23 protein-coding genes are annotated in these 23,335 nt (G+C 39.8%); 10 read left to right on the forward strand and 13 right to left on the reverse strand.

The window, feature by feature from the left end:
- The first annotated feature begins 176 nt into the window (after nt 1-176).
- Both ACQKKK_RS03590 and ACQKKK_RS03595 read left to right on the forward strand, forming a co-directional pair.
- The gene (locus ACQKKK_RS03590; RefSeq protein ID WP_427614164.1) at nt 177-998 is read left to right on the forward strand and encodes a thermonuclease family protein; all 822 of its coding nucleotides are present in this window, start codon (nt 177-179) and stop codon (nt 996-998) included.
- A 669-nt stretch (nt 999-1,667) separates the two neighbouring features.
- Nucleotides 1,668-2,162, forward strand: coding sequence for a sigma-70 family RNA polymerase sigma factor (locus tag ACQKKK_RS03595; RefSeq protein ID WP_427614165.1), 495 nt, complete (start codon nt 1,668-1,670; stop codon nt 2,160-2,162).
- A 47-nt stretch (nt 2,163-2,209) separates the two neighbouring features.
- Here ACQKKK_RS03595 and ACQKKK_RS03600 read toward each other — a convergent pair whose 3' ends face one another.
- The gene (locus ACQKKK_RS03600) at nt 2,210-2,404 is read right to left on the reverse strand and encodes a hypothetical protein (RefSeq protein WP_427614166.1); all 195 of its coding nucleotides are present in this window, start codon (nt 2,402-2,404) and stop codon (nt 2,210-2,212) included.
- A gap of 446 nt (nt 2,405-2,850) precedes the next feature.
- Here ACQKKK_RS03600 and ACQKKK_RS03605 point away from each other — a divergent pair, with 446 nt between their 5' ends.
- Both ACQKKK_RS03605 and ACQKKK_RS03610 read left to right on the forward strand, forming a co-directional pair.
- Nucleotides 2,851-3,027 (forward strand): YkvS family protein, encoded by a 177-nt coding sequence (locus ACQKKK_RS03605; RefSeq protein ID WP_064505160.1) that lies wholly within the window; start codon nt 2,851-2,853, stop codon nt 3,025-3,027.
- A 193-nt stretch (nt 3,028-3,220) separates the two neighbouring features.
- Entirely contained in the window at nt 3,221-3,841 is a 621-nt protein-coding gene (locus ACQKKK_RS03610) for a hypothetical protein (protein ID WP_427614168.1), read from the forward strand.
- Nucleotides 3,842-3,892: 51 nt separating this feature from the next.
- Here the strand turns inward: ACQKKK_RS03610 and ACQKKK_RS03615 are convergent, their stop codons facing one another.
- The 3 genes from ACQKKK_RS03615 to ACQKKK_RS03625 form a co-directional block, all read right to left on the reverse strand.
- Nucleotides 3,893-4,933 carry a YkvI family membrane protein gene (locus tag ACQKKK_RS03615; RefSeq protein ID WP_427614169.1) on the reverse strand — a complete coding sequence of 347 codons (1,041 nt, stop codon included), beginning with the start codon at nt 4,931-4,933 and terminating at the stop codon, nt 3,893-3,895.
- 301 nt (nt 4,934-5,234) lie between these two features.
- Nucleotides 5,235-6,929 (reverse strand): M3 family oligoendopeptidase, encoded by a 1,695-nt coding sequence (locus ACQKKK_RS03620; protein ID WP_427614170.1) that lies wholly within the window; start codon nt 6,927-6,929, stop codon nt 5,235-5,237.
- 252 nt (nt 6,930-7,181) lie between these two features.
- Nucleotides 7,182-7,619, reverse strand: a complete 438-nt coding sequence (locus tag ACQKKK_RS03625; protein WP_034314147.1) for a MarR family winged helix-turn-helix transcriptional regulator — start codon at nt 7,617-7,619, stop codon at nt 7,182-7,184.
- Between the two features lie 155 nt (nt 7,620-7,774).
- On the opposite strand from ACQKKK_RS03625, the gene ACQKKK_RS03630 reads away from it, so the two are divergent.
- The 3 genes from ACQKKK_RS03630 (at nt 7,775) to ACQKKK_RS03640 (ending at nt 11,510) form a co-directional block, all read left to right on the forward strand.
- Entirely contained in the window at nt 7,775-9,271 is a 1,497-nt protein-coding gene (locus tag ACQKKK_RS03630; protein ID WP_427614171.1) for an ATP-binding protein, read from the forward strand.
- 145 nt (nt 9,272-9,416) lie between these two features.
- Complete coding sequence (locus tag ACQKKK_RS03635; protein WP_427614172.1) at nt 9,417-10,640, forward strand: MFS transporter; 1,224 nt, start codon at nt 9,417-9,419, stop codon at nt 10,638-10,640.
- A 138-nt stretch (nt 10,641-10,778) separates the two neighbouring features.
- Nucleotides 10,779-11,510: a ZIP family metal transporter gene (locus ACQKKK_RS03640; RefSeq protein WP_427614174.1), complete on the forward strand. Its 732-nt coding sequence runs from the start codon at nt 10,779-10,781 to the stop codon at nt 11,508-11,510.
- A 331-nt stretch (nt 11,511-11,841) separates the two neighbouring features.
- Here ACQKKK_RS03640 and ACQKKK_RS03645 read toward each other — a convergent pair whose 3' ends face one another.
- Both ACQKKK_RS03645 and ACQKKK_RS03650 read right to left on the reverse strand, forming a co-directional pair.
- On the reverse strand, nt 11,842-12,096 hold the full coding sequence (locus ACQKKK_RS03645) for an aspartyl-phosphate phosphatase Spo0E family protein (RefSeq protein ID WP_427614175.1): 255 nt from the start codon (nt 12,094-12,096) through the stop codon (nt 11,842-11,844).
- A gap of 485 nt (nt 12,097-12,581) precedes the next feature.
- Nucleotides 12,582-14,741: a PAS domain S-box protein gene (locus ACQKKK_RS03650; RefSeq protein ID WP_427614177.1), complete on the reverse strand. Its 2,160-nt coding sequence runs from the start codon at nt 14,739-14,741 to the stop codon at nt 12,582-12,584.
- A gap of 276 nt (nt 14,742-15,017) precedes the next feature.
- On the opposite strand from ACQKKK_RS03650, the gene ACQKKK_RS03655 reads away from it, so the two are divergent.
- Together ACQKKK_RS03655 and ACQKKK_RS03660 are read left to right on the forward strand one after the other, a co-directional pair.
- Entirely contained in the window at nt 15,018-16,043 is a 1,026-nt protein-coding gene (locus tag ACQKKK_RS03655) for an acyltransferase family protein (RefSeq protein WP_427614178.1), read from the forward strand.
- Between the two features lie 190 nt (nt 16,044-16,233).
- Nucleotides 16,234-17,994, forward strand: a complete 1,761-nt coding sequence (locus ACQKKK_RS03660; RefSeq protein ID WP_427614767.1) for a B12-binding domain-containing radical SAM protein — start codon at nt 16,234-16,236, stop codon at nt 17,992-17,994.
- 44 nt (nt 17,995-18,038) lie between these two features.
- Here ACQKKK_RS03660 and ACQKKK_RS03665 read toward each other — a convergent pair whose 3' ends face one another.
- Together ACQKKK_RS03665 and ACQKKK_RS03670 are read right to left on the reverse strand one after the other, a co-directional pair.
- Nucleotides 18,039-18,185, reverse strand: coding sequence for a hypothetical protein (locus tag ACQKKK_RS03665; protein WP_427614180.1), 147 nt, complete (start codon nt 18,183-18,185; stop codon nt 18,039-18,041).
- On the reverse strand, nt 18,185-18,343 hold the full coding sequence (locus ACQKKK_RS03670; protein ID WP_185148035.1) for a hypothetical protein: 159 nt from the start codon (nt 18,341-18,343) through the stop codon (nt 18,185-18,187). The genes ACQKKK_RS03665 and ACQKKK_RS03670 overlap by 1 nt, the downstream gene beginning before the upstream one ends.
- 123 nt (nt 18,344-18,466) lie before the next feature.
- Between ACQKKK_RS03670 and ACQKKK_RS03675 the strand changes: the two genes are divergently transcribed.
- Nucleotides 18,467-18,802 (forward strand): DUF3905 domain-containing protein, encoded by a 336-nt coding sequence (locus ACQKKK_RS03675; protein WP_427614182.1) that lies wholly within the window; start codon nt 18,467-18,469, stop codon nt 18,800-18,802.
- An 86-nt stretch (nt 18,803-18,888) separates the two neighbouring features.
- On the opposite strand, the gene ACQKKK_RS03680 is transcribed toward ACQKKK_RS03675, so the two are convergent.
- From ACQKKK_RS03680 to ACQKKK_RS03700, 5 genes are read right to left on the reverse strand one after another with little or no spacing between them, the layout of a single operon-like run.
- Complete coding sequence (locus ACQKKK_RS03680) at nt 18,889-19,866, reverse strand: quinone oxidoreductase family protein (RefSeq protein ID WP_427614769.1); 978 nt, start codon at nt 19,864-19,866, stop codon at nt 18,889-18,891.
- 17 nt (nt 19,867-19,883) lie between these two features.
- The gene (locus ACQKKK_RS03685) at nt 19,884-20,663 is read right to left on the reverse strand and encodes an enoyl-CoA hydratase/isomerase family protein (protein ID WP_427614184.1); all 780 of its coding nucleotides are present in this window, start codon (nt 20,661-20,663) and stop codon (nt 19,884-19,886) included.
- A gap of 17 nt (nt 20,664-20,680) precedes the next feature.
- Complete coding sequence (locus ACQKKK_RS03690; RefSeq protein WP_427614185.1) at nt 20,681-21,460, reverse strand: SDR family NAD(P)-dependent oxidoreductase; 780 nt, start codon at nt 21,458-21,460, stop codon at nt 20,681-20,683.
- Nucleotides 21,461-21,488: 28 nt separating this feature from the next.
- A complete protein-coding gene (locus tag ACQKKK_RS03695) occupies nt 21,489-22,247 on the reverse strand; it encodes a 2-phosphosulfolactate phosphatase (RefSeq protein WP_427614187.1) in 759 nt (252 codons plus the stop codon).
- 4 nt (nt 22,248-22,251) lie between these two features.
- Entirely contained in the window at nt 22,252-23,313 is a 1,062-nt protein-coding gene (locus tag ACQKKK_RS03700) for a phosphotransferase family protein (RefSeq protein ID WP_427614188.1), read from the reverse strand.
- Nucleotides 23,314-23,335 lie beyond the last annotated feature (22 nt).

Raw genomic sequence — 23,335 nt, forward strand, 5'->3', positions numbered from 1 at the left:
ACGCCTACCTTTCATACTCTCCAATTTTATTATAAGAAACAATAATCATAGTGAATAGTAAAGTATGTAAAAATTTAATGAGTTTTGATTTTCTTTCCGGTTTTAATAGGTTAGTATTATTCCTGCCCACATATCCATGACTACATGGAAAATATCTTTGAACTGGAGGCTTTATAATGAAAAGAAATACCTTTTCTCATTCTTATTTGCATGCGCTTCTCCTGATTGCCATCTGCATGATCACTTTAACTGGTTGCCAGGAGGTTTCAGATAACCTAATTAATGACTCATCCAAACAAGGGACGTCCAATCAAGACACAAAATCCAGTAGCGATTCTTCCAAAGAAGAAAAAGGCAAGACATTCACAGCCAAGATCGTCAGGGTTGTTGACGGAGATACAGTAAAAATCAAAATGACTAACGGAAAGGAAGAAACGGTCAGGCTCCTTTTGGTAGATACCCCGGAAACCGTGCACCCCTCCAAGCCCGTTCAGCCTTTTGGACCTGAAGCAAGCAAGTTCACCAAGGATTTAATGCCTGCTGGTTCTAATGTGGAAGTAGAAACCGGCATTGGTGAAAGAGATAAATACGGCCGGCTGCTTGCCTATTTTTATGTTGATGGAAAAATGGTGAATAAGCTCCTGCTTGAAAAAGGACTGGCAAGGGTTGCCTATGTTTATGCACCGAACACTAAATATCTTGATGAATTTGAAGATATTCAGAAACAAGCCCAAAAAGACGAAGTCGGTATATGGTCAATTGAAAACTATGCAACTTCAAAAGGGTTTGATGATTCGAAGTCCGGAGAAACATCAGAGAAAAAAAACACTGTGAACTCATCTTGCAATAACCCCAAAATAAAAGGCAATATAAATTCTAAAGGCAATAAAATATATCACATTCCTTCGGGCCAATATTACGAAATAACTAAACCAGAAGAAATGTTTTGTACCGAACAAGACGCACAGGATGCTGGATTCCGAAAATCGCAGAGGTAACAAAAACAATGGTTTTATCTATATGCCTACTTTGGAAATCGCAATAGAAATGTTCAGAGGAATACATAATGAAATACCACAGGAATGAAGCGTGTCAGCTGTTCTCCCCCAACTTCCTGGTTTATTTCAAAATAATAGAAGTGCACAACATGGATAATGAAAGCTGAAATGGGACATGTCCGTTCTCGATATCAGTCTCCGTGGAGTAAAAACCCAGTGTTATCTATAGCTCCCTGTGAACGGAGACTTTGAGCTATTGCTGACGTTTAAACTAAATGATGATTTTCATTGAATTGCGGGTAAAAGTAATCTGTAAAAAGAAAAACACATCATTTTCATATGTATATGGGTTTAACTTGAACGAAGATGAAAAACTAGAAGGAGTCACCGTTAAAGAACTTAAAAACTATCTAAGAAGAATTGAGTGAATTGATTCGGCACATCCACTATCCGGATGTGTTTTTCTTTTGGTCATCCCCGCGCTCAAAAGCACTTTCAATACTCCCGAATCTCCCGTTTCCTTTCAATGAGTTTCTGGTTCACCGCCTGCTAACCCACTTTTTTATCCCTTACATTTTCCGTTATGCCATTTAGCAATAGCCGAACGGATCATTTATGGTAGAAGCACCCGGGAATACTGAAAGTGCACTTTCTAAAGGTAGCTGCTTAATGGATGATTTCTCAGCACTAAAGACTGAATTCACCCCTATGATCCATCATATTATCCGTTCACTTTCCATCTATAAAAATAAGGAAGAATATTTTCAAGTAGGGTTGATTGCTTTATGGGAGTCATTTAGAAGTTTCAATGAGGAATACGGACAATTCTCTAACTATGCCTACACTGTAATCAAAGGAAAAATCCTGAATGAATTAAAGCATCATCATAAATATGAAACCCACACCAAACCATTTGATTCCGCCATACTAGAGATTAAAGATCCTTTTTTAATGCACGAAGAGGCCTTCGCCATCGAAAATATCTTACACTATACGGCAGGCTTGACATTGAATCAGCAACGCTGGCTTTTGCAGACCTACCTGAAGAATAAAACAGTGACTGAAATTGCTGAGTTATATCAAGTTACTACAGCAGCCGTCAAATCCTGGAGAAAGTCCGCTTTGATTAAATTAAGGAAGCAAATGATTTCCCATTGTAAATAATGATAGGGGGTGGCCCAATCGTGAGCCACCCCCATAATATCCGGTCATTAACTTCTCGCTTCTTCTAAATACGTATAAATTATCACACCGTTATGTTGAGCATTCCCCCGAAAATGTTTAAAGTCTTCCCTTTTTACAAGAACCTCACGAAAAGCTAAAAATTCTTCCTTTGTTATCTTGAATTCATCCATTTCCCGATTTGCCAGTTTATCGAGTACATCTTTTGCTTCTTCAGCATTCATCCTATTATCCTCCTTAATTATCAAATGTTCTATCCATATTCATACAGGAGAAATTCCGTTTCCATTTTATCATAAACATGCCGTTTAATATAAATCGGAATTTTTTGAGGCCATCTTGCTACATTATTCTTTACGAATGCTTTAAAATAGTGCAAACTGTATAGTAAAATATCATAATGTAAAATGTTTGGCATTTTTTGCACATAGGATTACATACTGGTATGCATAACTGTGTCCACAGGATATACCAAATTATGCCACATCATTACAGTTGCTCCATACAAGAATCGCACCTCCTTTAACAGTTTAGCTTACTGTACCGACAGAAGAGAATCTAATTCTCTTACTTGCACTCCCCACGTCAATATCTAAACGGCAAGATGTTCGAATAATCCAATTACTCCATAGTTTGATCATTGGAAACGAAATGGGAAAGGATGATTACCATGAAGAAAGCGGAAGTTGGAAATATCATTGAATTTAGAGAAGGCTTAAAAGGAATCGTCGAGAAAGTGAACGAGAACTCCGTAATCGTGGACGTCACGTATATGGAAAATTATCGTGATTTGGAACTTGAACAGAAGACCGTCGTCAACCATAAAAATTATAAAATCATAGGATAAGTCAATGTAAACAAACGGGATGGTTTCTTAATGACCATTCCGTTTTTCACTTTTTAGAATCATACCAATTCATTCTCCTGCTTTTTTGTAACAATTTTCACTCCATACCGTCTATTTCATTAAAGGTCCTGCATTTGTGATTGTGGGGATATCATGAATTTTTAATTCTATCAGAGAGATGAGGGAAAAAGAAATGACTAGTTGGACACGTTCTATTGGCTATGCCACATTCACCGCTTTTTTGCTGACGGGCTGCGGTATGACCACAGACGAAAATGCAGATGAGCCACAGGGAGATTCAGTAAACGAGGAGAACGAAGGCAATTCTTCTCAAGGTCGCAATGACGGAAACAACAACAAAGTAAGACTGATGGAGCAAAACCTGCAATATACAAGTAATGGGAAAACAATAGAAAAAACAGCGTTCTTAAAAAGAAGTGATAATCAACCGTTCAGCCTCTATGTTTTGCAACAATTTAAATTGAGTGCCGAAGAACCTGGAAAGGATATTATTTTCCTGAAAGAAGATGACTCCATTTATATGAGAATCGAATTGTTGACGGCGGATGTCAACTGGGATGAGGTGGAAGAAAACGTTCATACCCAGCTGAAAAGCCTTTCAAAAACGATTAGGGATCCGGCACTTGATATAGAGAACGGCGCGGGATTTGAAGTGGAAAGTGGGGGTGATGTGATCACTTCCGTATTGCTCAAGGATGAAAAAGCACCCGTCCGCTTAACTATGTTCACGAAAAAAGATATGGATTTCCGGGCTGCTTTTCTGGAAATGGCTAAGACGCTTATGAAAGGATGAACCCCCATTTCCCCTGGGACGGAGGGCTAAGGTCATGCCCCCCGTACTTCATTACTCCTTCCCTGCCTTGCTTTTCCAGACCAGAATTAAAAAAAGCAGGCTTATGTATCCAAAAGCTGGATAAATATATCCTAATAACCTTCCATATCCGAATTCACTAATGATCAAAGCTATTAAAAAAATCACAGCTATGATTAGAATGCTTGGCAATTTGATATAACTGCTGATTTGCCTTTGTAATCCATATATGTTTCCGATGACCGAAGTGAATATCTCCCCGTAGATTACCAAAATGAACATCCAATATAATTGACCGGCTGCGGTTCTCATAATAACTGCCGAAGGAATTTCATAACTATTCAGGTCAGGAAGGGTCATAAGTGAAAAATGCCCTGATAATAAAATGATGGTTAGGAATATCCCCCCAAGGATTGCACCATGTTTAATGACCTTCTCATCTCGGACTTCATACGCCACCGGAACCAGCACAGCCTGTGCCAAAGCAAGGTTAAAGGCTGTATAGGCAAATGGTGACAAAATCACTTTCAAGGTAATCACTTCATCGGGAACTTTAGTAAGGGTCTTGAAGAAATCTCCATTTCCCAAAGTCGAGAAAAAAAGGATCAAGCTAAAACAGATCATGATTGGTACTACAAAAGAGTTTACAGTGAATACACCGCGCATTCCCATCATTAAGACCAAGGTTGCCAGGATGATCGTAGACCAGCTTCCTATACTTTTCGGCACACCAAGTTGTTCCTCGAAAACGGCGCCTGCACCGGAAATCATGACAGCCGTCACCCCTAGCAGCATGATAAGGAAAAAGATATTGATGATTCCTGCTATTTTCTTTCCAAAAAGAAATTCATTGAACTCCTCATAAGAAGATGCTCTTATCCTTGCGGAAATGAGCATGATTTTCGTTCCAGTAAAAATGAAAATATAACCTGCTATTAAAATACCAATAAAGCCATAAAAGCCATAACGGGTAAAAAACTCGACAATCTCTTTTCCAGTTGCAAAACCTGCACCAACGACTGTGCCTACATATACCGCTGCAATCTGAAAAATCCCTGACCACCTTGACAGCATACTCTCCCCTCCTCCCTACATTTATATGTAAGGAAGAGACATTTAAGACAAGCCGAGCAATATTCCTTATGTCAGCTGTTTTTTCCTTGACTTAAAGGCATTAAAGAGAAAGTTCTCTCTATCATATCATTGTGACCCTATTTACCTCTTATGCATTTCCCTAAGGCTTAAAGCAGCTGATTTGTATGTGCAATGCCTTACTTCCTGAACGTGATAAAAGATTAAAAACGCTTAAGGAGTAACCCTCAAGCGTTTTTTTAAAGCATCCAATAAATTACCGAATCAAATAAAACCTCATCTTTTATAATGCTTTATCATCGACAGTTGAAAGCCATTCGTCTATCACCTTCACAACGGACTGAACAGTACCGTCAACAAATGGGGATTTCAAATTAGCAGATTCAACGAGATCAAGGAAGGACTTGCTGCCTCCAAGTTGGCACAGGTTCAAATAATCCTCCCAAGCCGTTTCATCTTTTTCAGCCGACCTTTTCCAGAATTGGAAAGCACAAATTTGAGCCAACGTATAGTCGATATAATAAAAAGGTGACTGATAAATGTGGCTTTGCCGCTGCCAATACCCGCCATTCTCCAAGAATTCATTCCCTTCATAATCACGATGCGGCAAATAATCCATCTCGATCTTACGCCAAGCCTGCTTTCTTTCAATGGGGGAGGCATCGGGATTTTCATAGACAAAATGCTGAAATTCATCAACGGCTACCCCATACGGGAGGAATGTAAGTGCACCACTTAAATGGGAAAACTTATACTTTTCCGTATCTTCCTTGAAAAATAGCTCCATCCATGGCCAGGTAAGAAATTCCATGCTCATCGAATGGATTTCACATGCTTCATAGGTAGGCCAATAATACTCAGGAATGTCGAGATTACGGCTGCGATAAACTTGGAATGCATGGCCTGCCTCATGTGTTAAAACATCTATATCCCCTGAAGTCCCGTTGAAATTTGAAAAGATGAATGGAGCTTTATAGTCTTCTATAAAAGTACAGTAGCCCCCGCTTTCTTTTCCTTTCTTTGCCACAAGGTCCATCAGGTCATTATCTATCATAAAGTTGAAAAACTCATTCGTTTCAGGTGAAAGCTCTTGGTACATCTTTTTCCCATTTTCGATGATCCACTGAGCATCGCCTTTTGGAACGGCATTACCCGTACTGAAATGAAAATTCTCATCATAATAGTTCAAATTCTCCAAGCCAAGACGTTCACGCTGACGTCCCTTCAGCCGGGTTACAAGTGGTACCACTTCTTCTTTCACCTGCTTGCGGAAAGCAGCAGCCATTTCAGCATTATAATCAGTCCTTGTCATTCGATAATACCCAAGCTCTACGAAGTTTTCATAACCTAGCGCTAACGAAATCCCATGCCTCACCTTGACAAGTTCATCGAATATACGATCCAAATCCCCCTGCTTTTCTTCAAAGAAACCGTAATATGCCTTACTTGCATTTTTCCTTAACTCACGGTCCGCCGACTCCATAAAAGGCTGAAGCTGCGCAAGTGTAAGCTCTTTTCCATCAAAGTGAATTTTTGCAGAGGCAATTAATTGCGAATATTCACTTGACAATTTATTTTCTTTTTGCAGTTGCGGTATGATCTCGGGCGAAAAGGTTTTAAGTTGGGCTTCTGCCAAGTCAAATAGTTGATTTCCCCATTTCCCCTCAAGCTCCTGACGATATTTCGAGCGAACGAGTTCACTGTAAAATTTAGATGTTAACTCTTCCATTTCAGGGGAGAAGTCATCTAAATAATCATTCTCCGCTTTATAAAATTCGTCATTGGTATCAATGGAATGTCGAATATAGACCAAATTAAACATCGTACCCACATAATTTCGAATTTCACTTATTTCTTCCATGGATTTTATTTGTGCATCAGCATTTTCAGCGTACGTAAACTTTTCCAAGGCTTTCATGAACCGGGTTTTAATATTATCCATTTCAGGACGCTTATACTCATACTCATTAAATTTCATATGTACACTCCTTTTCACGATATAACAAGATTTTTTTGACTGTAAAATCCAGATTAACGTTATCCTCCAATCGAAATCACTTTCAAGAAAAATTCTCCTTAATCGCGGTTATCGTAATATAATTTAATTCGCCACAGCGTTAGTAAAAACCTTCATTCCCTTTGAACAAATTAGGTTTTACCAGCTTTGCATAACATCCATTAGACATAAAAAACCAGCACCTGCAGTAAAATCAGGGTGCTGGTTCTTAAGCTAATTTTGGGCGGAATATCCAATCTTTTTAAGTAATTCTATCACGGTGGCCTTTTCATCTTGCGTAAGTACGCTCATGATATCATCGATTCTTTTTTCATGCTCAGGAAATACTCCTTCAATAAAGGCCTTTCCTTTATCCGTTATTTTTGCAAAGGTTACACGGCGATCCTCTTTACATGCTATTCGTTGTAGATATTCCTTCTGTTCAAGTTTATCCACGACATAGGTAATGCTGCCGCTCGCCAGCAGGATTTTTCCGCCTATTTGCTGAAGAGGCTGATCGCCTTTATGATAAAGTAATTCCAGTACGGCAAACTCAGTTGGATTCAAACCTTCTTCGGCTATATGTTTATTCACCACATCATTAATTGATCGATGAGCTCTAGACATCACAATAAACAGTTTCAAAGACTGTTGGATGTTATTATTCTCCATAACTTCACAACCTTAAAGTTTTTAATTAAAATATCTTGAATTAAAAGTTATTATATGACATTATGACTTTTTTGTCAATCTGCCCTATTAGTATGCACTATTGTTTAATCACTCAGTTTGATATACTTGAAAAAAAAGTTAAAGTAGTGACGAACATGAAAACAAGGCATAAATTCACCACATATCTACTTATTGTTATTCTACCATTAATTATTCTGTCTATCATTTATTGGATGTATTTAGAACGTTCCATTCAAAAAGAAAGACGGGAACAAGCTGTATGGGCGGGAGCCGTTTATCAAGAATACATAGATCAAGTTATCAGTGAAACGAAGGAAAACCTTGAGCTGCTTAGCCTTAGCAGTTCTGTTCTTTATATGGATGATAAAAAAACCGAACATCTTATGAAATGGATCAAAGATACAGATTCCAGGTATGCCGGAGTATATTGGCTAAATCAGGATGGCATTTCCATCTCGGGGACGAATAAACATTTTAATAATTACCATTTAATTAAACAGGATGATATAAAGCGTGCAGTAAAAACTCAAAAAGCCGTTGTTGCAGGAACACTGGAGCTATATGACCCGGATTTCAATTATTTTTCCATTTTTGCTCCCATTCTAGATCATGATAAAAAGGCTCAAGGGTTTTTATTGGCACATATTAGGCTGGATCATATGGAAAAAATATTAAAAATGCTCAGCCCTGGTCATACCTTTAGATTGGAAACAAACGATAAAACCCGAATTTTAGATATAAATGCTGAAGAATTTACTGGACATCCAACATGGGTGGATGTTCCTTTAACCGAAGTGGACTGGAAACTGTCCGTGAAGATACCCGACAAGATTAACACAAATAACATGAATGTCTTTTTAATGCTTGTCTTTTTCACCTTCTTTTTTACTCACATGATCTATACCGTCGTGGAGGAACTGATCGTACGCAGAAATACGAAAAACCAAAAGTTATTAAACGATAGGCAAAAAATAGATTTTGTCGGTACATTGGCTGCTAGTACTGCACATGAAATAAAAAACCCGCTTACGGGCATAAAGGGACTGGTACAGTTACTGGTAGAAAAACACCCTGAAGAACAAGATCAGTTTTATTACTCTGTCATCATGAAGGAAATTGAACGGATCAATAGTATCGTCAGCGAGTTTTTGATTTTAGGGAAACCCATGGTCCAAACCTTATCCTTATATGATATTCGCAGTATCATTGCCGAATTGAGACCAATAATAGAATCAGAAGCACGTCACTTCAATATTGAAGTGGAATGGAATATCGTAAAGGAACCGATCCGGGTTCATTGTACAAAGGACCAACTCAAACAGGTCATTCTTAACATTGCCAAAAACGGTTTCGAGGCCATGGAACTTGGGAAAAAGTTAAGGATTCGAATCCTCCATGAAAATGAACGGGCTAAAATCATAATCATCGACACCGGGCAAGGACTGAATGAAAAAGATATCGGTAAAGTGTTCGAACCCTTCTATACATCGAAAAAGGAAGGAACCGGATTAGGACTATTTGTGTGTAAACGAATAATTGAATCTTTTAACGGAACCATTGAGCTTACAAGTAAACCTCAAAAAGGTACAACCGTGACAATCAGCCTACCACTTATTAGTGACCAACCTTAGTAATGCATCAAGGAGTTTCATTTATAAATGAAGCCTGGACTGACGATTCTGATTTTTTTAAAGGTGTCATGCATAAGTGCCTTATTGAATCTATTTTATTTATGGAATGGGTAAAATTCTTAATCAGGAAGAAGGAAATATACATATGGGACGTATCGCTGCCATTAAAGTAAAACCCCAAAAACAAGATATGACTCTGAAAATCATGATCATCATAGGCATCTGCCATTTAATGAATGATTCTCTTCAAGCCGTTGTACCGGCCATGTTCCCGATACTCGAGAAATCAATGTCTCTAACGTATACTCAGCTGGGGATGATTGCATTCTGCCTGAATATCGTCTCATCCCTTCTGCAACCCGCAGTTGGGTTCTATACGGATAAAAAGCCCCTTCCTTATGCATTGCCCATTGGATTGACCAGTACATTAATTGGGGTCATCATTCTTGCAATTGCCCCCAACTATACCATAATCCTTGGTGCAGTCATTTTGATGGGCTTTGGGTCAGCCATTTTCCATCCGGAAGGCTCTAGGGTTGCCTACATGGCAGGTGGCCCTAAAAGAGGCCTGGCACAATCAATTTATCAGGTAGGTGGGAATAGCGGGCAGGCCCTTGCCCCACTCATCACAGCCATCGTACTTGTTCCATTTGGTCAAAAAGGCGCACTTTGGTTTGGTCTGGTTGCCTTAACGGCCGTTATCCTATTGTTGTATATTGCCAAGTGGTATTCTCAAAAATTAGTTCACTTCCAGCCTAAAAAGCTTGCTGCAAAAGTAATCAATAAAGAGCGGTCCCATAAAGTGGCCAAAGCCTTGGTATTAATTTTATTCATTATATTTGCCCGTTCCTGGTATGTATCCTGCATGACGAACTTTTATAGTTTTTATTTAATCGAGCAGCATTCATTCACGATAAAATCCGCTCAGATTTTCCTATTTGCCTTTTTAGCCGCTGGAGCTGTAGGTACGTTTTTCGGTGGTCCGCTTGCGGATAGATACGGTCGCAAAAATGTAATCCTCTTTTCGTTCGCAGCCAGTATGCCATTAACCGCACTTTTACCATTCGTACCACCTACAGCCGCTTTTATCCTATTATTGATGGCAGGCTTCATTATAATGAGCAGTTTTTCTGTCACAGTAATATACGCACAGGAATTGGTCCCAGGAAAAGTCGGAACAATGGCAGGCTTGACTGTAGGGTTAGCCTTTGGAATGGGAGCCATTGGATCTGTTTCACTGGGTGCCATTGCGGATATAATCGGAATCGAATCCATGATTAAGCTAGTGGGATTCCTGCCATTGCTGGGGATCATCAGCATATTGCTGCCGACTGATCTAACATTGAAAAAATGGTATGCAGAAGAGTGATACACATTATTCATGCATGACTGCAAATTGGGTGTTTCCTGGAACATATTTTTCATCATCCCAATACAATGAATTATTGTTTCCTAATATTATATTTTATAAATAAGTAATGATATGGACTATACAAAGGAGAAATTTATGAGTGGAGTTTTATTAGGCAGCATCCTATCTGCCATGTCTACAGGGTTCGGTGCGTTACCGATCTTGTTCATTCAAGATTCAATTACACATCGATTCAGAGACACGCTTCTGGCATTTACCGCTGGTATTATGATGGCTGCTTCCTTATTGAGCCTGATTCCGGAGTCTCTAGCCACCGGAGGGTATATACAGCTTGTCATTGGGGTTTTTCTCGGGGTAATGACATTGACGATCATGGAAAAAAACATTCCGCATATCGATCTCAGCCATACGAAAAGTGGTATTCAGTTTGATGAAAAGGCTTTGCTTATCATCACTGCCATTACACTCCATAATATTCCTGAGGGACTTTCTGTTGGTGTCAGTTACGCCTCTGATTCAGCTGATACAGGTAACTTGATCGCTTTTGCCATCGGCCTGCAAAATGCTCCGGAAGGTTTACTCGTCGCCTTGTTTTTAATTAATCAAAAAATTGGTAAATTCACAGCATTCCTGATAGCAACCCTAACCGGTACCATCGAAATAATTACGGGCTTATTAGGTTATTATTTAACCTCTTTCATTGGGTTCCTGGTTCCTTACGGCCTAGCTTTCGCCGCCGGAGCCATGCTTTTCATCGTTTATAAGGAGTTGATTCCTGAAAGCCATGGGGATGGTAATGAACGCACCTCAACCTATTCCTTCATTGTTGGTCTTTTGTTCATGGTAATATTATTGGAAATTTTGTAATTTCCAAACCTGACCATGGTTGGCTCCATTATGTGGGTCAGCCTTTAGTTTTTATTTATCAGTGCAATCCACTCAGTTAAATTCAACTTCTAAACCACTCCCAACGTTAGAAAGGACACCTTCTGGTGGCCTCCCCTCAATGTATGTCTCATACCCATAGGAATTTCAAAATAAAAGGATTGTCCTTTATTTGAGTCTTTCTTGACATTGTTTTCATGAAATGTTTGTAAAGTTCATTTCCATCAGAAAACACTCACCTGATCAATAGCCCTAAAGGTGATTATCTCCAATACCGCCATTTTAAGAAGACATGGTGCATTCTCAGTTCCATTTAAATTGTAATATCAACATTAAAGGGCTTCTGTACAATAACAACCATTTCTTCTCGCATATTTCTCACTTCCACTGACGAATGATGTTGAAGAATCAAATACTCATTTATAAGTTTATCAAGTTGCTCGCTTTGGCGAAGGGTATACTCATGACCTATTCCATACATTTTTGCCAACTCCATCATTTCCCAACGCTTCATTTGAATCTCAGAACAAATTTCTGTTGCACACCTAGAACTCATAACTGCATTCACTACTCCTGCCCTTTTAAAGTTACATCATAATAAAGAAGTATTACAAAATATGCCTTATATGTAAATAGATTCGCAAAAAAAGACAAAACTTCTTAAATTGCGATAAAGCCTGACCCACCAGCAGACAGGATATGACGGAAATATCTAGCCTATATTCCTCTTATAATGATTAGGAGGATTTGATATGAAGCCAGCTCCGAAACTCGATTCGAAAGTTCTCCCATTTTTTTTCACTGTTCGTTTCCGTTTAAAAAATTCAGCTGTTTACCTCAATATCAAACCGATAAATTTATCAAAAATGAAAGTCACTTTAATGAAAGCCCAATATTTTTTCGACAGGTACAACCTCATTCGTGATTCCAAGATAATAATGATGGAAAATGTAAACAAAAAAAGGAATCCATTGAATAAGGATCCCCCATTTACTATTAGGACTTTCCATACTTTTTTGGTTACTGGGCAACGGTCTAGAACATTTCCACCTCTCACTTGAATGGCAAATATATATGAAAGCTCGTCCCAATATCTACTTCGCTTTCCACTTCTATATAGCCGTTGTGCTCTTCAATGATTTTATAGCTGACCATGAGCCCCAGCCCGGTTCCCCTATCTTTCGTCGTATAAAAAGGTTCCCCTAACTTTTTTAGCTTTTCCGTTGAAATCCCCATGCCTTGATCGGTAATTGAAATACAAACATATTTCTCTGAAAATCGGGTTGTTTTAATTCGTACAGATCCGCCATCCGGCATGACTTCCAATGCATTTTTGATTATATTAATGAACACTTGCTTTAACTGGTTCGCTTCACATAAAACCTTAAACTCATCTTCTTCGAAATCTGTCTCGAATTGAATATTTTCCAGCAAGGCCTGAGCGGCCAGTAATTCTAGCGTCTCTCTCAATATTGTATGAACATCCTGTTTAAAAACTTTTAGCGCCTGTGGCTTAGCCAGTACCAAAAATTCCGTGATGATGGTTTCGATTCGCTTAATTTCAGATGTAATCACATGAAAATATGTGGAGAAATCTCCTTTAACACCATCCTCAAGCAACTGGATAAACCCTTTTAAAGCAGTCATTGGATTCCTGATTTCGTGTGCAATCCCTGCAGCCAGTTCACCAACGACATTCAAAGTATCCGATTTCCGGATCTGTTCCTGCATTTCGAGATTTTTACTCACATCACGGAAAATACTTAGATTCAGGTTCGAATATAAATTCTTCCTCGTTAAAAATTCAATATGCTTAATTGTTCCATCTTCGAATGTTATCGGAATGATGGAAGAGTAGACCTCATGCTTGTAAACATTATCAATATGTGCGTTCAAGGCAGGAACATTTCCAGGGATTTTCTCGATGAATCCTTTTACAGATAAAGAAAGCAGTTTACGCTTCGATATTTCCAATATTTTCTGACCCGCTTCATTAATATCCTTGAACCCTTCATGGTTCCATAAAATCAAGCCGTCTAATGTCCCCTCAAAAATCTTCCTGAATTTCTTCTCACTATCCCTTAATTCCTTCTCAATCAGCCAGCGCTCACTGACATTTCGAAAGATCGTTACGTTATACCCATCACCCTCATGTTTTTTGGCAGTCAATTCAAGTAATTTTATTTGGTGATTCGGCATTTTATAAATCAGTTCCCCCCTCACTTGGGTGTCCCTTTCAAACGTTTCCATCATCTGTCCAAAATGATGTTTGTTGCTGTATACGTATTTCCAGATATAACTGCCTATCAATTCCTCTCTGCTTGATTCAAATATTTTACATGCTGATTGATTGACTCGAAAAATGATGCCGTCATCATTCCAGAATATAATCGCATCCATGGACTGGTCGAATAATTCCGCAAAAATCCGTTCACTCGTCTCTAACTTCTTTTCTATTAAATTTGATTCTGTAATTCTTCGAAGCACCGACATGTATAATTCATTTCCTACCGCTGAGCTGATGGAAAAAGTAAAATGATGCCGTTCAACCCCGATCATTATATCCACCTCCCCTTTGGAGTTCGACTCAACAAATGCTCTTTGTATGCTCTCGTCCCAATTTGCCTTATAATCAGGGGAAATGAGGTCCCTCATATTCTTTCCGACAATCTCTTTTTTCGGGATGCCCATGACATGGATAAAAGCATGGTTCACTTCCATGATTATTCCTGAACCATCGAATAGGACGATGCTTTCTATGGCCGTATCAAAAATGTCCAAAAACATCTGCCTTGACATTCTTGTTTCCCGGGATGATGAAAGATCCAATGTCACATCCCCCAAACGATAAAATTGCTGTCCTTCGGAAGGAGTCCCTATTGGGATAAACTCTATTTGCTTTAGGGCACCGGTATGGAGCTGGATCAACTGCCTTTCCCTTTCACCCAGCTTTTTTGGAGTACCGGACTCTTCCAGATCATTTAAAGGGATAACATCGAGAAAATCAGTTATCTTCATGGACACCAGCTGATCTTTCGATGTTTCCAGCAGGGCACAAGCAGCATCATTGACATAAGTCAGCCATAGTTGCTCATCAACCCTAATATAAGGCTCTGGCATTGAATTGAAAATGTTCAAAAACCCTTCGATCTGTTTATTCAATTTTAAAATTTCCTGTTTATATTCCATTTCATTCCCATAACCGATATTCATATTGACACCCCTTTTCAAAACCCATACTTACCAACTTTATTCGACATCTATCTTGATTTTCCTCGGTATTATTGAAAATCCGTGCATTCACCGAAAACCTAAATTATCCTTTATGTCAAATAATAGTATGTTGAATCACTTAAAACTTCACGTTAAGCTTAATTTAAGGATATTTTTATAAATTTAATAAATATTGATTTAGATCAACTTATTTAGGGTATAAGAATTAACAATGCTCTCTAGCTACCTTAAAAAATTTATTAAATGGAGGCAACTATGAAACAACGTGATTTTTTCTTTGATAACGCCAAATTCATTCTCATGGCTTTTGTCGTCTTTGGACATTTGCTGAATACGTATATACATGATAGTGAAACGATTTACGCTTTATATAAAACCATTTATTCCTTTCACATGCCTGCCTTTATTCTAGTTTCAGGTTTTTTTGCGAAAGGCTTTTATCAAAAAGGATATTTAGCTAAAATTACAAAAAAACTGATTTTACCTTACATCATTTTCCAACTAATATATACCGTTTACTATTATTTTTTATATGACCGTTCTGCACTCACTGTTGACTTGCTTGATCCCCAATGGTCGCTTTGGTTCTTGATCAGTTTATTCTGCTGGAACATCATGCTGCTTGGTTTTTCAAAGCTAAAGCCATCAGTGGGCATAGGTTTTTCCATTTTAATCGCTTTATTGATTGGGTATATTGACCATATCTCCAATTACCTTAGTCTCTCGAGGACATTCGTTTTTTTCCCGATGTTTTTGATCGGGTACCATTTAAGCAAAGATCACTTAAAAAAACTATTCACACCCAAGGTTCGTTTGGCTTCACTTAGTGTCATGTTAGTGATTTTTATCGGTTTTTATTTAAATGCCGATGTCAATTATAAATGGCTTCTCGGTTCGAAACCATATGCCGATCTTGAAGATGCGACAATCGTATCCATGTTTAAACGAATGGGGTTTTATGGATTGAGCATAATTTCAGTGTTCAGCTTTCTTTCATTCATCCCACGCGGACAATATTTCTTTACGAATTGGGGTAAACAAACCCTTTATGTATATCTGCTGCACGGATTTTTCATCCGCTTCTTCCGTGAAAGCACTCTACAGGACTACTTCAGCAATACAGAGAGCTTTATCATGCTTGCCGGTCTATCCTTCTTGATTACCGTGTTATTATCAAGCGAAATCATCGCCACAATGGCCCAGCCGATCATCGAATTAAAGGCGACCAAAACAAAACGCTTCATGACTAAAACGAAAGAATATATAAAACAAGCATTTTAAAATAAAACGGATAAAGCATCTTTCTGCTCTATCCGTTTTTTAATCAGCTTTCAATCTGAAAGATTTCCGTTCATTTCGATAACCCATTTTTCAAATGGAGCGAGCTATGGTAAAATTACTCGTTAGTGCTTGTTGGCTTAAAAAGACATGTACACGAAAGGAGCCAGGCGTTTCTTTAACGCCCTTTAACATGAATATAATAATCAGTACTCTTAACGCAAAATATATCCATACATCGCTATCCATCCGCTATTTAAAGGCTTATGCCCAGCCAGATTATGATGTACAACTGGCAGAATATACGATAAAAGATCCAATTATGAACATCGTTGGTGACCTCTATTCCAAAAAACCTGATGTAATAGGGTTCAGCTGTTATATTTGGAACATCGAGGAAACAATGAAAGTAGTAGCCATGCTGAAGAAAATCAATCCAGAAATTGTCATCATTCTCGGCGGACCTGAAGTCACATATGATGTTGGGGAATGGCTTGACCAGATTCCCGGGGCAGATTTTATCGTAATTGGCGAAGGTGAAGTCACCTTCAAGGCTCTATTATCTGAAATTGAAGGTCCAAACGACTATAAAAAGGTCGGCGGCATTGCATATCGACAGGACGGAAAAAAAATCATCCAGCCTCAGAACGGCAAGGTTGATTTGAAATCGCTCCCTTCACCATATCGTTTAGAGGAAGACCGTGGTGATCTATCCAAACGTGTCACCTATATCGAAACTAGCCGAGGGTGCCCGTTCAGTTGTCAATTTTGCCTTTCATCTATTGAAGTGGGTGTCAGGTATTTTGATCGTGAAAAGATTAAAGAAGATATCAGGTACCTTATGGCTAATGGTGCAAAGACCATTAAGTTCGTTGACCGAACCTTCAATATCAGCCGAAGCTATGCCATGGAAATGTTTCAATTCTTAATTGATGAACATCTTCCAGGTGTGGTTTTCCAGTTTGAAATCACCGCGGACATCATGCGTCCGGAAGTTATCCAGTTCTTGAACGATAATGCCCCCGCAGGATTGTTCCGCTTTGAAATAGGGGTACAATCGACGAATGACCATACAAATGATCTAGTTATGAGAAGGCAGAATTTCGAAAAACTGACCAGGACCGTAACTATGGTAAAAGAAGGGCAGAAAATTGATCAGCATTTAGACCTGATTGCCGGTTTACCTGAAGAAGATTATCATTCTTTCAGAAAGACTTTCAATGATGTTTTTGAGCTCAGACCCGAAGAGATGCAGCTTGGCTTCTTAAAGATGCTCCGTGGTACTGGCTTACGGATACGTGCCAATGAACACCAATATATTTACAGTGATCATGCTCCCTATGAAATCCTGGGAAATAACGTTTTAACCTTCGATGATATTGTCCGCATTAAACAAGTTGAAGATGTCCTTGAAAAATACTGGAACGATCATAGAATGGATCATACCACTGAATATCTTGTCAAAACGGTATTCCCATCACCATTCGACTTCTTTCAAGATTTCGGTACCTATTGGGATGAACAAGGCTGGTCACGAATCGGACATCAGCTTGAAGACTTGTTCAAACGTTTACAACAGTTTTTGGCTTCCCGGGAATCTGCTGAATTGAAAAACATTATCGGACTCATGAAATTGGATTATTTCATGAATCAAAAATATAAACCACGTAAGCCTTGGTGGGAAGCTTCACTAGATAAAAATGGGCGGAAAGAGATATATGAAGATATTCTGAATAAGCCTGAACAGCTTGGTTCCTCTTTCACAGCTTTGGCACTTAATGAAAAAGAAATACACAAACACACCTTGCTCGAGGCACTACCCTTTGATTTGGAAACGTATTTAGCTGAGGGTACAATCGTCGAGAAACCATCGATCATGCTTGCCTATTTTGATCCAAGTGGAAAGGGATCAACCATTTTCCCACTCCCGAAATCCGGAAGTGCCATTTTTTAAAGATTAAGGGCGGACCCAAAATGGGTCCGTCCTTATTTAATTATTTATTTATTATCACGTTTTTTATTTTCTTCTGCCAATATTTCATAAATTTTGGTTGCGTTCATATCGCCACTGAATTCGATTCCAAATTCAGTTCGCACATGTTCCCCCACCTTTTCCTGGGAGTTCCGTTTTTTTTCTTTATCCATTAACTTCTTCCTTTTCTGCCTTGCTTTGAATTGCGGTTGGCACCTTTCATCGGGTTTTCCTCTAATGCGAACTCATTGGAAAACTCATTTTCAGCTTGATTTCTTTTTGGCGTTTTACTTGCTTTGACAGCACCATCTACATTGGCTTTCCGTTTCATTTTCATCCACCCTTTTTAATATAGTTTACGTTTTAGAATGGGGTAAAACTGCCGAAAATTATTCAGGGATATTATAGGGACAGACGAGAAAAAATAACCGTAAAACGGAAAGGGAGATACTAGATGAAAAAGAAATTGGATTCACCAATTATCGATGATACACAACCCCACCAAATTAACGCACCAAGCTATAAAGGAACCGGCATAAAACCACGAGCTCCATTTGTCAATGATTATGGAGTCGTCATTGGCGACAGTAAATATGCATCTGAAAACTCACCTCTCGAAAATTGGAGCGAAGATACGGACCCGGAAATCATGGCTGGAGACGAATGGATACACCCCACCAATGATATCGGCTGGAATTCAGCTGAAAACCGTGAATTGTTAGAGGCTAAAAGAACGCCGCAACCTCCTTTTATGCATCCTGATAAAGATGTTAGCATTGATACGGATTGAGTGATTCTTGAGGGGTCTATGGTACAAGTGAAATCCTGATTAACAACCAAGGGGTGTATCGCTCATTCGGTATACACCCCTTATTCTCATTTAACTTGTAAAATCAACTTTCCTTTAGTTTGGCGGGCGTTTATTTCTGCATGGGCATCTGCTGCCTTTTCAATCGGATAAATGCCGCCGATCGTAAGCTTAAGCTCTCCAGAAGCCACGTAAGAAAAAAGATCTTCAATGCTAGGCAACAGCAACTCTGGGTGTTTAATAATCTGTGGCAGGAAAAAACCAACGACGGATTGATTGCGCTTCATTAATTGCTGTGGGTTCATCGTATAGGGCTCACGGCTAGCATTACCAAAAACAACAAGACGGCCAAATGGTGCCAAACATTTCAATGTTTTATTGAAAATGTCCCCTCCAGCCATTTCCAGTGCCACGTCGACTCCCTTTCCTCCCGTGGCCTCACGGACTTTCAATTCCCATCCTTCTTTCGTGTAATCGATAAGTTCATCTGCCCCCATCTCTTTAGCTAGCTTCAACTTTTCCATGGTGCTGGCGGTTGCAATCACTTTTTCAGCTCCGAAGATTTTAGCTAGCTGGACTGCAATCGTTCCCACTCCCCCTGCTGCAGCATGAACCAATACCGTATCTCCCTGCTGCATGCGTCCCATTGTCTTTAGAATATGATAGGCGCTCAGCCCTTGAAGGGGTAAGGCAACAGCTTCATGGAACTGAATGTTACCAGGAAGCGGAATGACGGAGAATTCATCAGATAGGGCATATTCTGAATATCCCCCAGATTCAATTAAACTTACGACTCTTGTACCTGGTTTGATTTTGGTCACCTTTCCACCAACTTCCACCACCACGCCAGCCACTTCCGCTCCTGGAATGAACGGAAGCGGCGTAGGTACTACATATTGTCCTTCCCTTCTGGCTGTATCTGCATAATTAACCCCAACACAATCAATTTCAATCAGAACTTCATGCCCAGTTGGCACGGGTCTTTCCATTTCAATCATTTTCAGTACTTCCGGTCCGCCATATTCTTCAAATTGAATCGCTCTCATCATTATTCCCCCCCTTATTAATTTCCCGTAAATCCCGGTTTTCTTTTCTCTTTGAATGCTGCCACTCCCTCTAAATGATCTTCTGTGGAGGCCATCAAGGTTTGCGTGACTCGCTCCTGCTCGAGTATTTCATCCAGTGTAGCTGTAAAGGAATGGCCAATGAGTTTTTTCATCATTCCATATGCTTTAGTCGGTCCATTGGCAAGCTTTTCTGCAAGTTTCAACGCTTCTTCTTCAAGTTGATTGAGTGGATATAAATAATTAATGACGCCTAACTGGTATAAGCGTTCCGCAGAAATCGGCTCGGCTGAAAAAAAGAGCTGCTTTGCAAGATGGGGTCCTACTAACTTTGGTAGAAAATACGAACCCCCTCCATCCGAAATCAGGCCAACCTGTGAAAAACTCATGACAAATTGACTATCATCTGCAGCTACGATCAAATCACAAGCGAGTGCCAAATTGAAACCGGCCCCTGCCGCAAACCCTTGGACGGCAGCGATAACGGGAACCTCAGAAGCATCCAAAGCCAATATGCATTCGTTCATTCTGCCGACATGATCATACAATTGACCTGCAGAGGCCTTCCCCATCGACTTAACATCTCCTCCTGCAGTGAATGACCTTCCCGCCCCTTTGATGATGACTGCCCTTATATGTGGTGTATGTTTTACATCTTTAATCGCTTTAGTCAAGTTTGCAATCATATCCGGACTGAATGCATTCAAGCTTTCAGGACGATTCAAAGTCAGGATCATTACATTATCTTTCACTTCTTTTATTAAGTGTTCTTTTAACATTTCCCCATCCCCTTTTGCTATTTGATCAACCAGCCGCCATCCACCAATAAATCCGTCCCAGTCATATAGGAAGCCTCCTGAGAAGCAGCAAAGGTAATGACATTACTTATTTCCTCCGCTTTCCCCACTCTTTCCAGTGCCGTGTTCCGTTGAATGGACTTTACGAATTTTTCATTTTGCAATCCATCCTTTGTTAATGGCGTTTCAATGAATCCCGGTGATACGGAATTGACCCGAATGCCTACTGCAGCTAGTTCCAGTGCCAATGATTTCGTTAAACTGATGACTCCGGCTTTAGCAGAGCTGTAATGCGGAATGAATGCCCCTGCTTGATGTCCTGACAGTGACGCCACATTCACGATTGCTCGATTGACGGAACCTTCATTTCCACTGCTCGCTCCTTCTTCCATCACTTTCCCCAAGTACTTGGAAACAAGAAAGACACTTTTCAAATTGACATGTTGAACCATATCCCAATCAACTGTAGATGTATCCAAAAGCTTCGAGGACTTCGATCCACCTGCGTTATTGATTAAAATGTGAAGGTCACGATATTGTTCCTTTACATACATGGCCAGCTCTTTTACATCTTCCTCGACGGTAACATCTGCAGGGAAAATATCGGCCATGGGAATCTTGTGCCTGGCATTGATTTCAGCTGCTGCTTCCTCCAGCTTTCCTTTCGTCCGCCCAACCAACAACACTTTTGCCCCTTCGTCCGATAGGCGCATTGCTGTAGCTTTCCCAATACCGGAACCTGCACCTGTCACCACCGCTATTGACTGTGAAAACCTCATGCCCTTCACTCCTTATCCAGGTTTTGAACTACGTTTCCTGCCTTTTCCATTCGGCTTCGATCTTTCCATCCACCAACTCTGGGACAAGACCCACCAACCCTTTTTGCGCCGCCAATTCCAAATCTGCGATCAAGCTGTGTTTATCTAACAACTGTCCGACATATGATGATTTCAGGATCTCAAAGGCATTTTCGCTATTCGTTCGATAAAGCGTTTTTGCTGCCTTTGCTGCATCGTTGAGTATGAACATACCTTGTGATCCAGCAATCAGGCAATCTATCAAATGGCCTGCACCGTAAAAGTCTTCCAGACTGAATTCACCTGAGTTTCCCGAACAAACGATGACGATCGTTTCTGTTTTATGATCTTTTTTTATTTTTTCAGCAACAGACGGATTATTTAACAAAGATGCGATATAGACCTTTTTTGCAGCGGCTGAATTCCTCAGCGCAACCGTTCCATTAGTCGTAGACAATATTAAAGTTTTTCCAGGTACCAACTTACTCAATAGCGTCGGACTTGGATACATTAAATTATCAACCGGCTTTGCTTTTAGTTCCCCTGCCGCTATGGAATCCCCATGGTCCAATTCCTGGCTTTTCACCAAGGCATCCACTGGATTTATGACAGGTATCACCTGGCGTGCCCCATCATGAAGTGCTAAAATAATCGTTGTGGTCGCTAATAACACATCCAGTATGACCGCAACTTTATCCCCCTCTTGGAGCTTTTCCCTATCTATTTCTTCTTTTTTTAGTAGCAAATGAATGTTTTGTATATATTCCATTTAATTAAACATCCTTCGCAGCTACATTTGCAGCATGAGTGAGTAAGCTTTTTACCGTTTTTCCGAGTTTGGAAAAACGGGAATCATTAGTCTGACCCTTTTTATATCGGTAATAGATTTGCTGAAGGATGACAGCTAATTTAAAGTAACCAAAGGTTAAATAAAAATCGACGTTGGAAACATCCCTGCCACTTCTTACTGCATACATCTCGATAAATTCCTTTCGTGTCAGAAAACCATTTAAAGTCGTGACGGACGCTTGACCGACCCCGGTATTGATAAGTTCCGGGTCACCGCTTTCCGTCCAGTAGCTTAAAGCCACTCCTAGATCGGCTAGCGGATCACCAACGGTAGACATTTCCCAATCAAATAAACCGACCATCTCTGTAAGGTCATGGTTAAACATTGCATTATTGATCTTATAGTCATAATGGATAATTGAAGTCTGGCTATATTTCGGGATATTCTGTTGCAAATATTCGATTAGCGGCCGCACTTCTTTTATTTCATCTGTCTTTGCTCTCTCATAGCGGGAAATCCAACCGTTAACTTGTCTGTCAATGAATCCCTCAGGTTTGGATATTTCCACTAGTCCTGTTTTCTCATGAGGGATCGAGTGTAGGTCAGCAAGCCGATCGACCATGACATAAGATAGCTGTCGGCACCTTTCAGGAGTTGGCTCAATTCCTTTCGGAAATTCATTATCTATTACAATTCCATGTTTCCTTTCCATTAGGAAAAAAGGGGCCCCAGCAATAGACTCATCATCCGAGAATAGAATAGGCTCGGGAGCGGCTTGAAAATATGGGTTGATTGAGGCCATGATATGATGTTCACGCTTCATATCATGGGCCTTTGGAGCAACAGGCCCAAGCGGAGGCCTTCTAAGGACAGCCTCCCACTCCCCCATTTTCAGCTGATAGGTCAAATTGGAATAACCTGTAGCAAACTGTTGCAATTCTAACCGTTCATTTGGAAGGTCCAATACATTTTTTCTTAAGAAACCTTCTAATGCATTAATATTCAGTTCCTCTCCGGGCCGAACAGGAATCGTATCATCAACCATGTTCTTCCACTCCTTAAGATTT

The organism is Peribacillus sp. NPDC006672 (genome assembly GCF_050274955.1).
In the GTDB taxonomy this organism is placed as follows: domain Bacteria; phylum Bacillota; class Bacilli; order Bacillales; family DSM-1321; genus Peribacillus.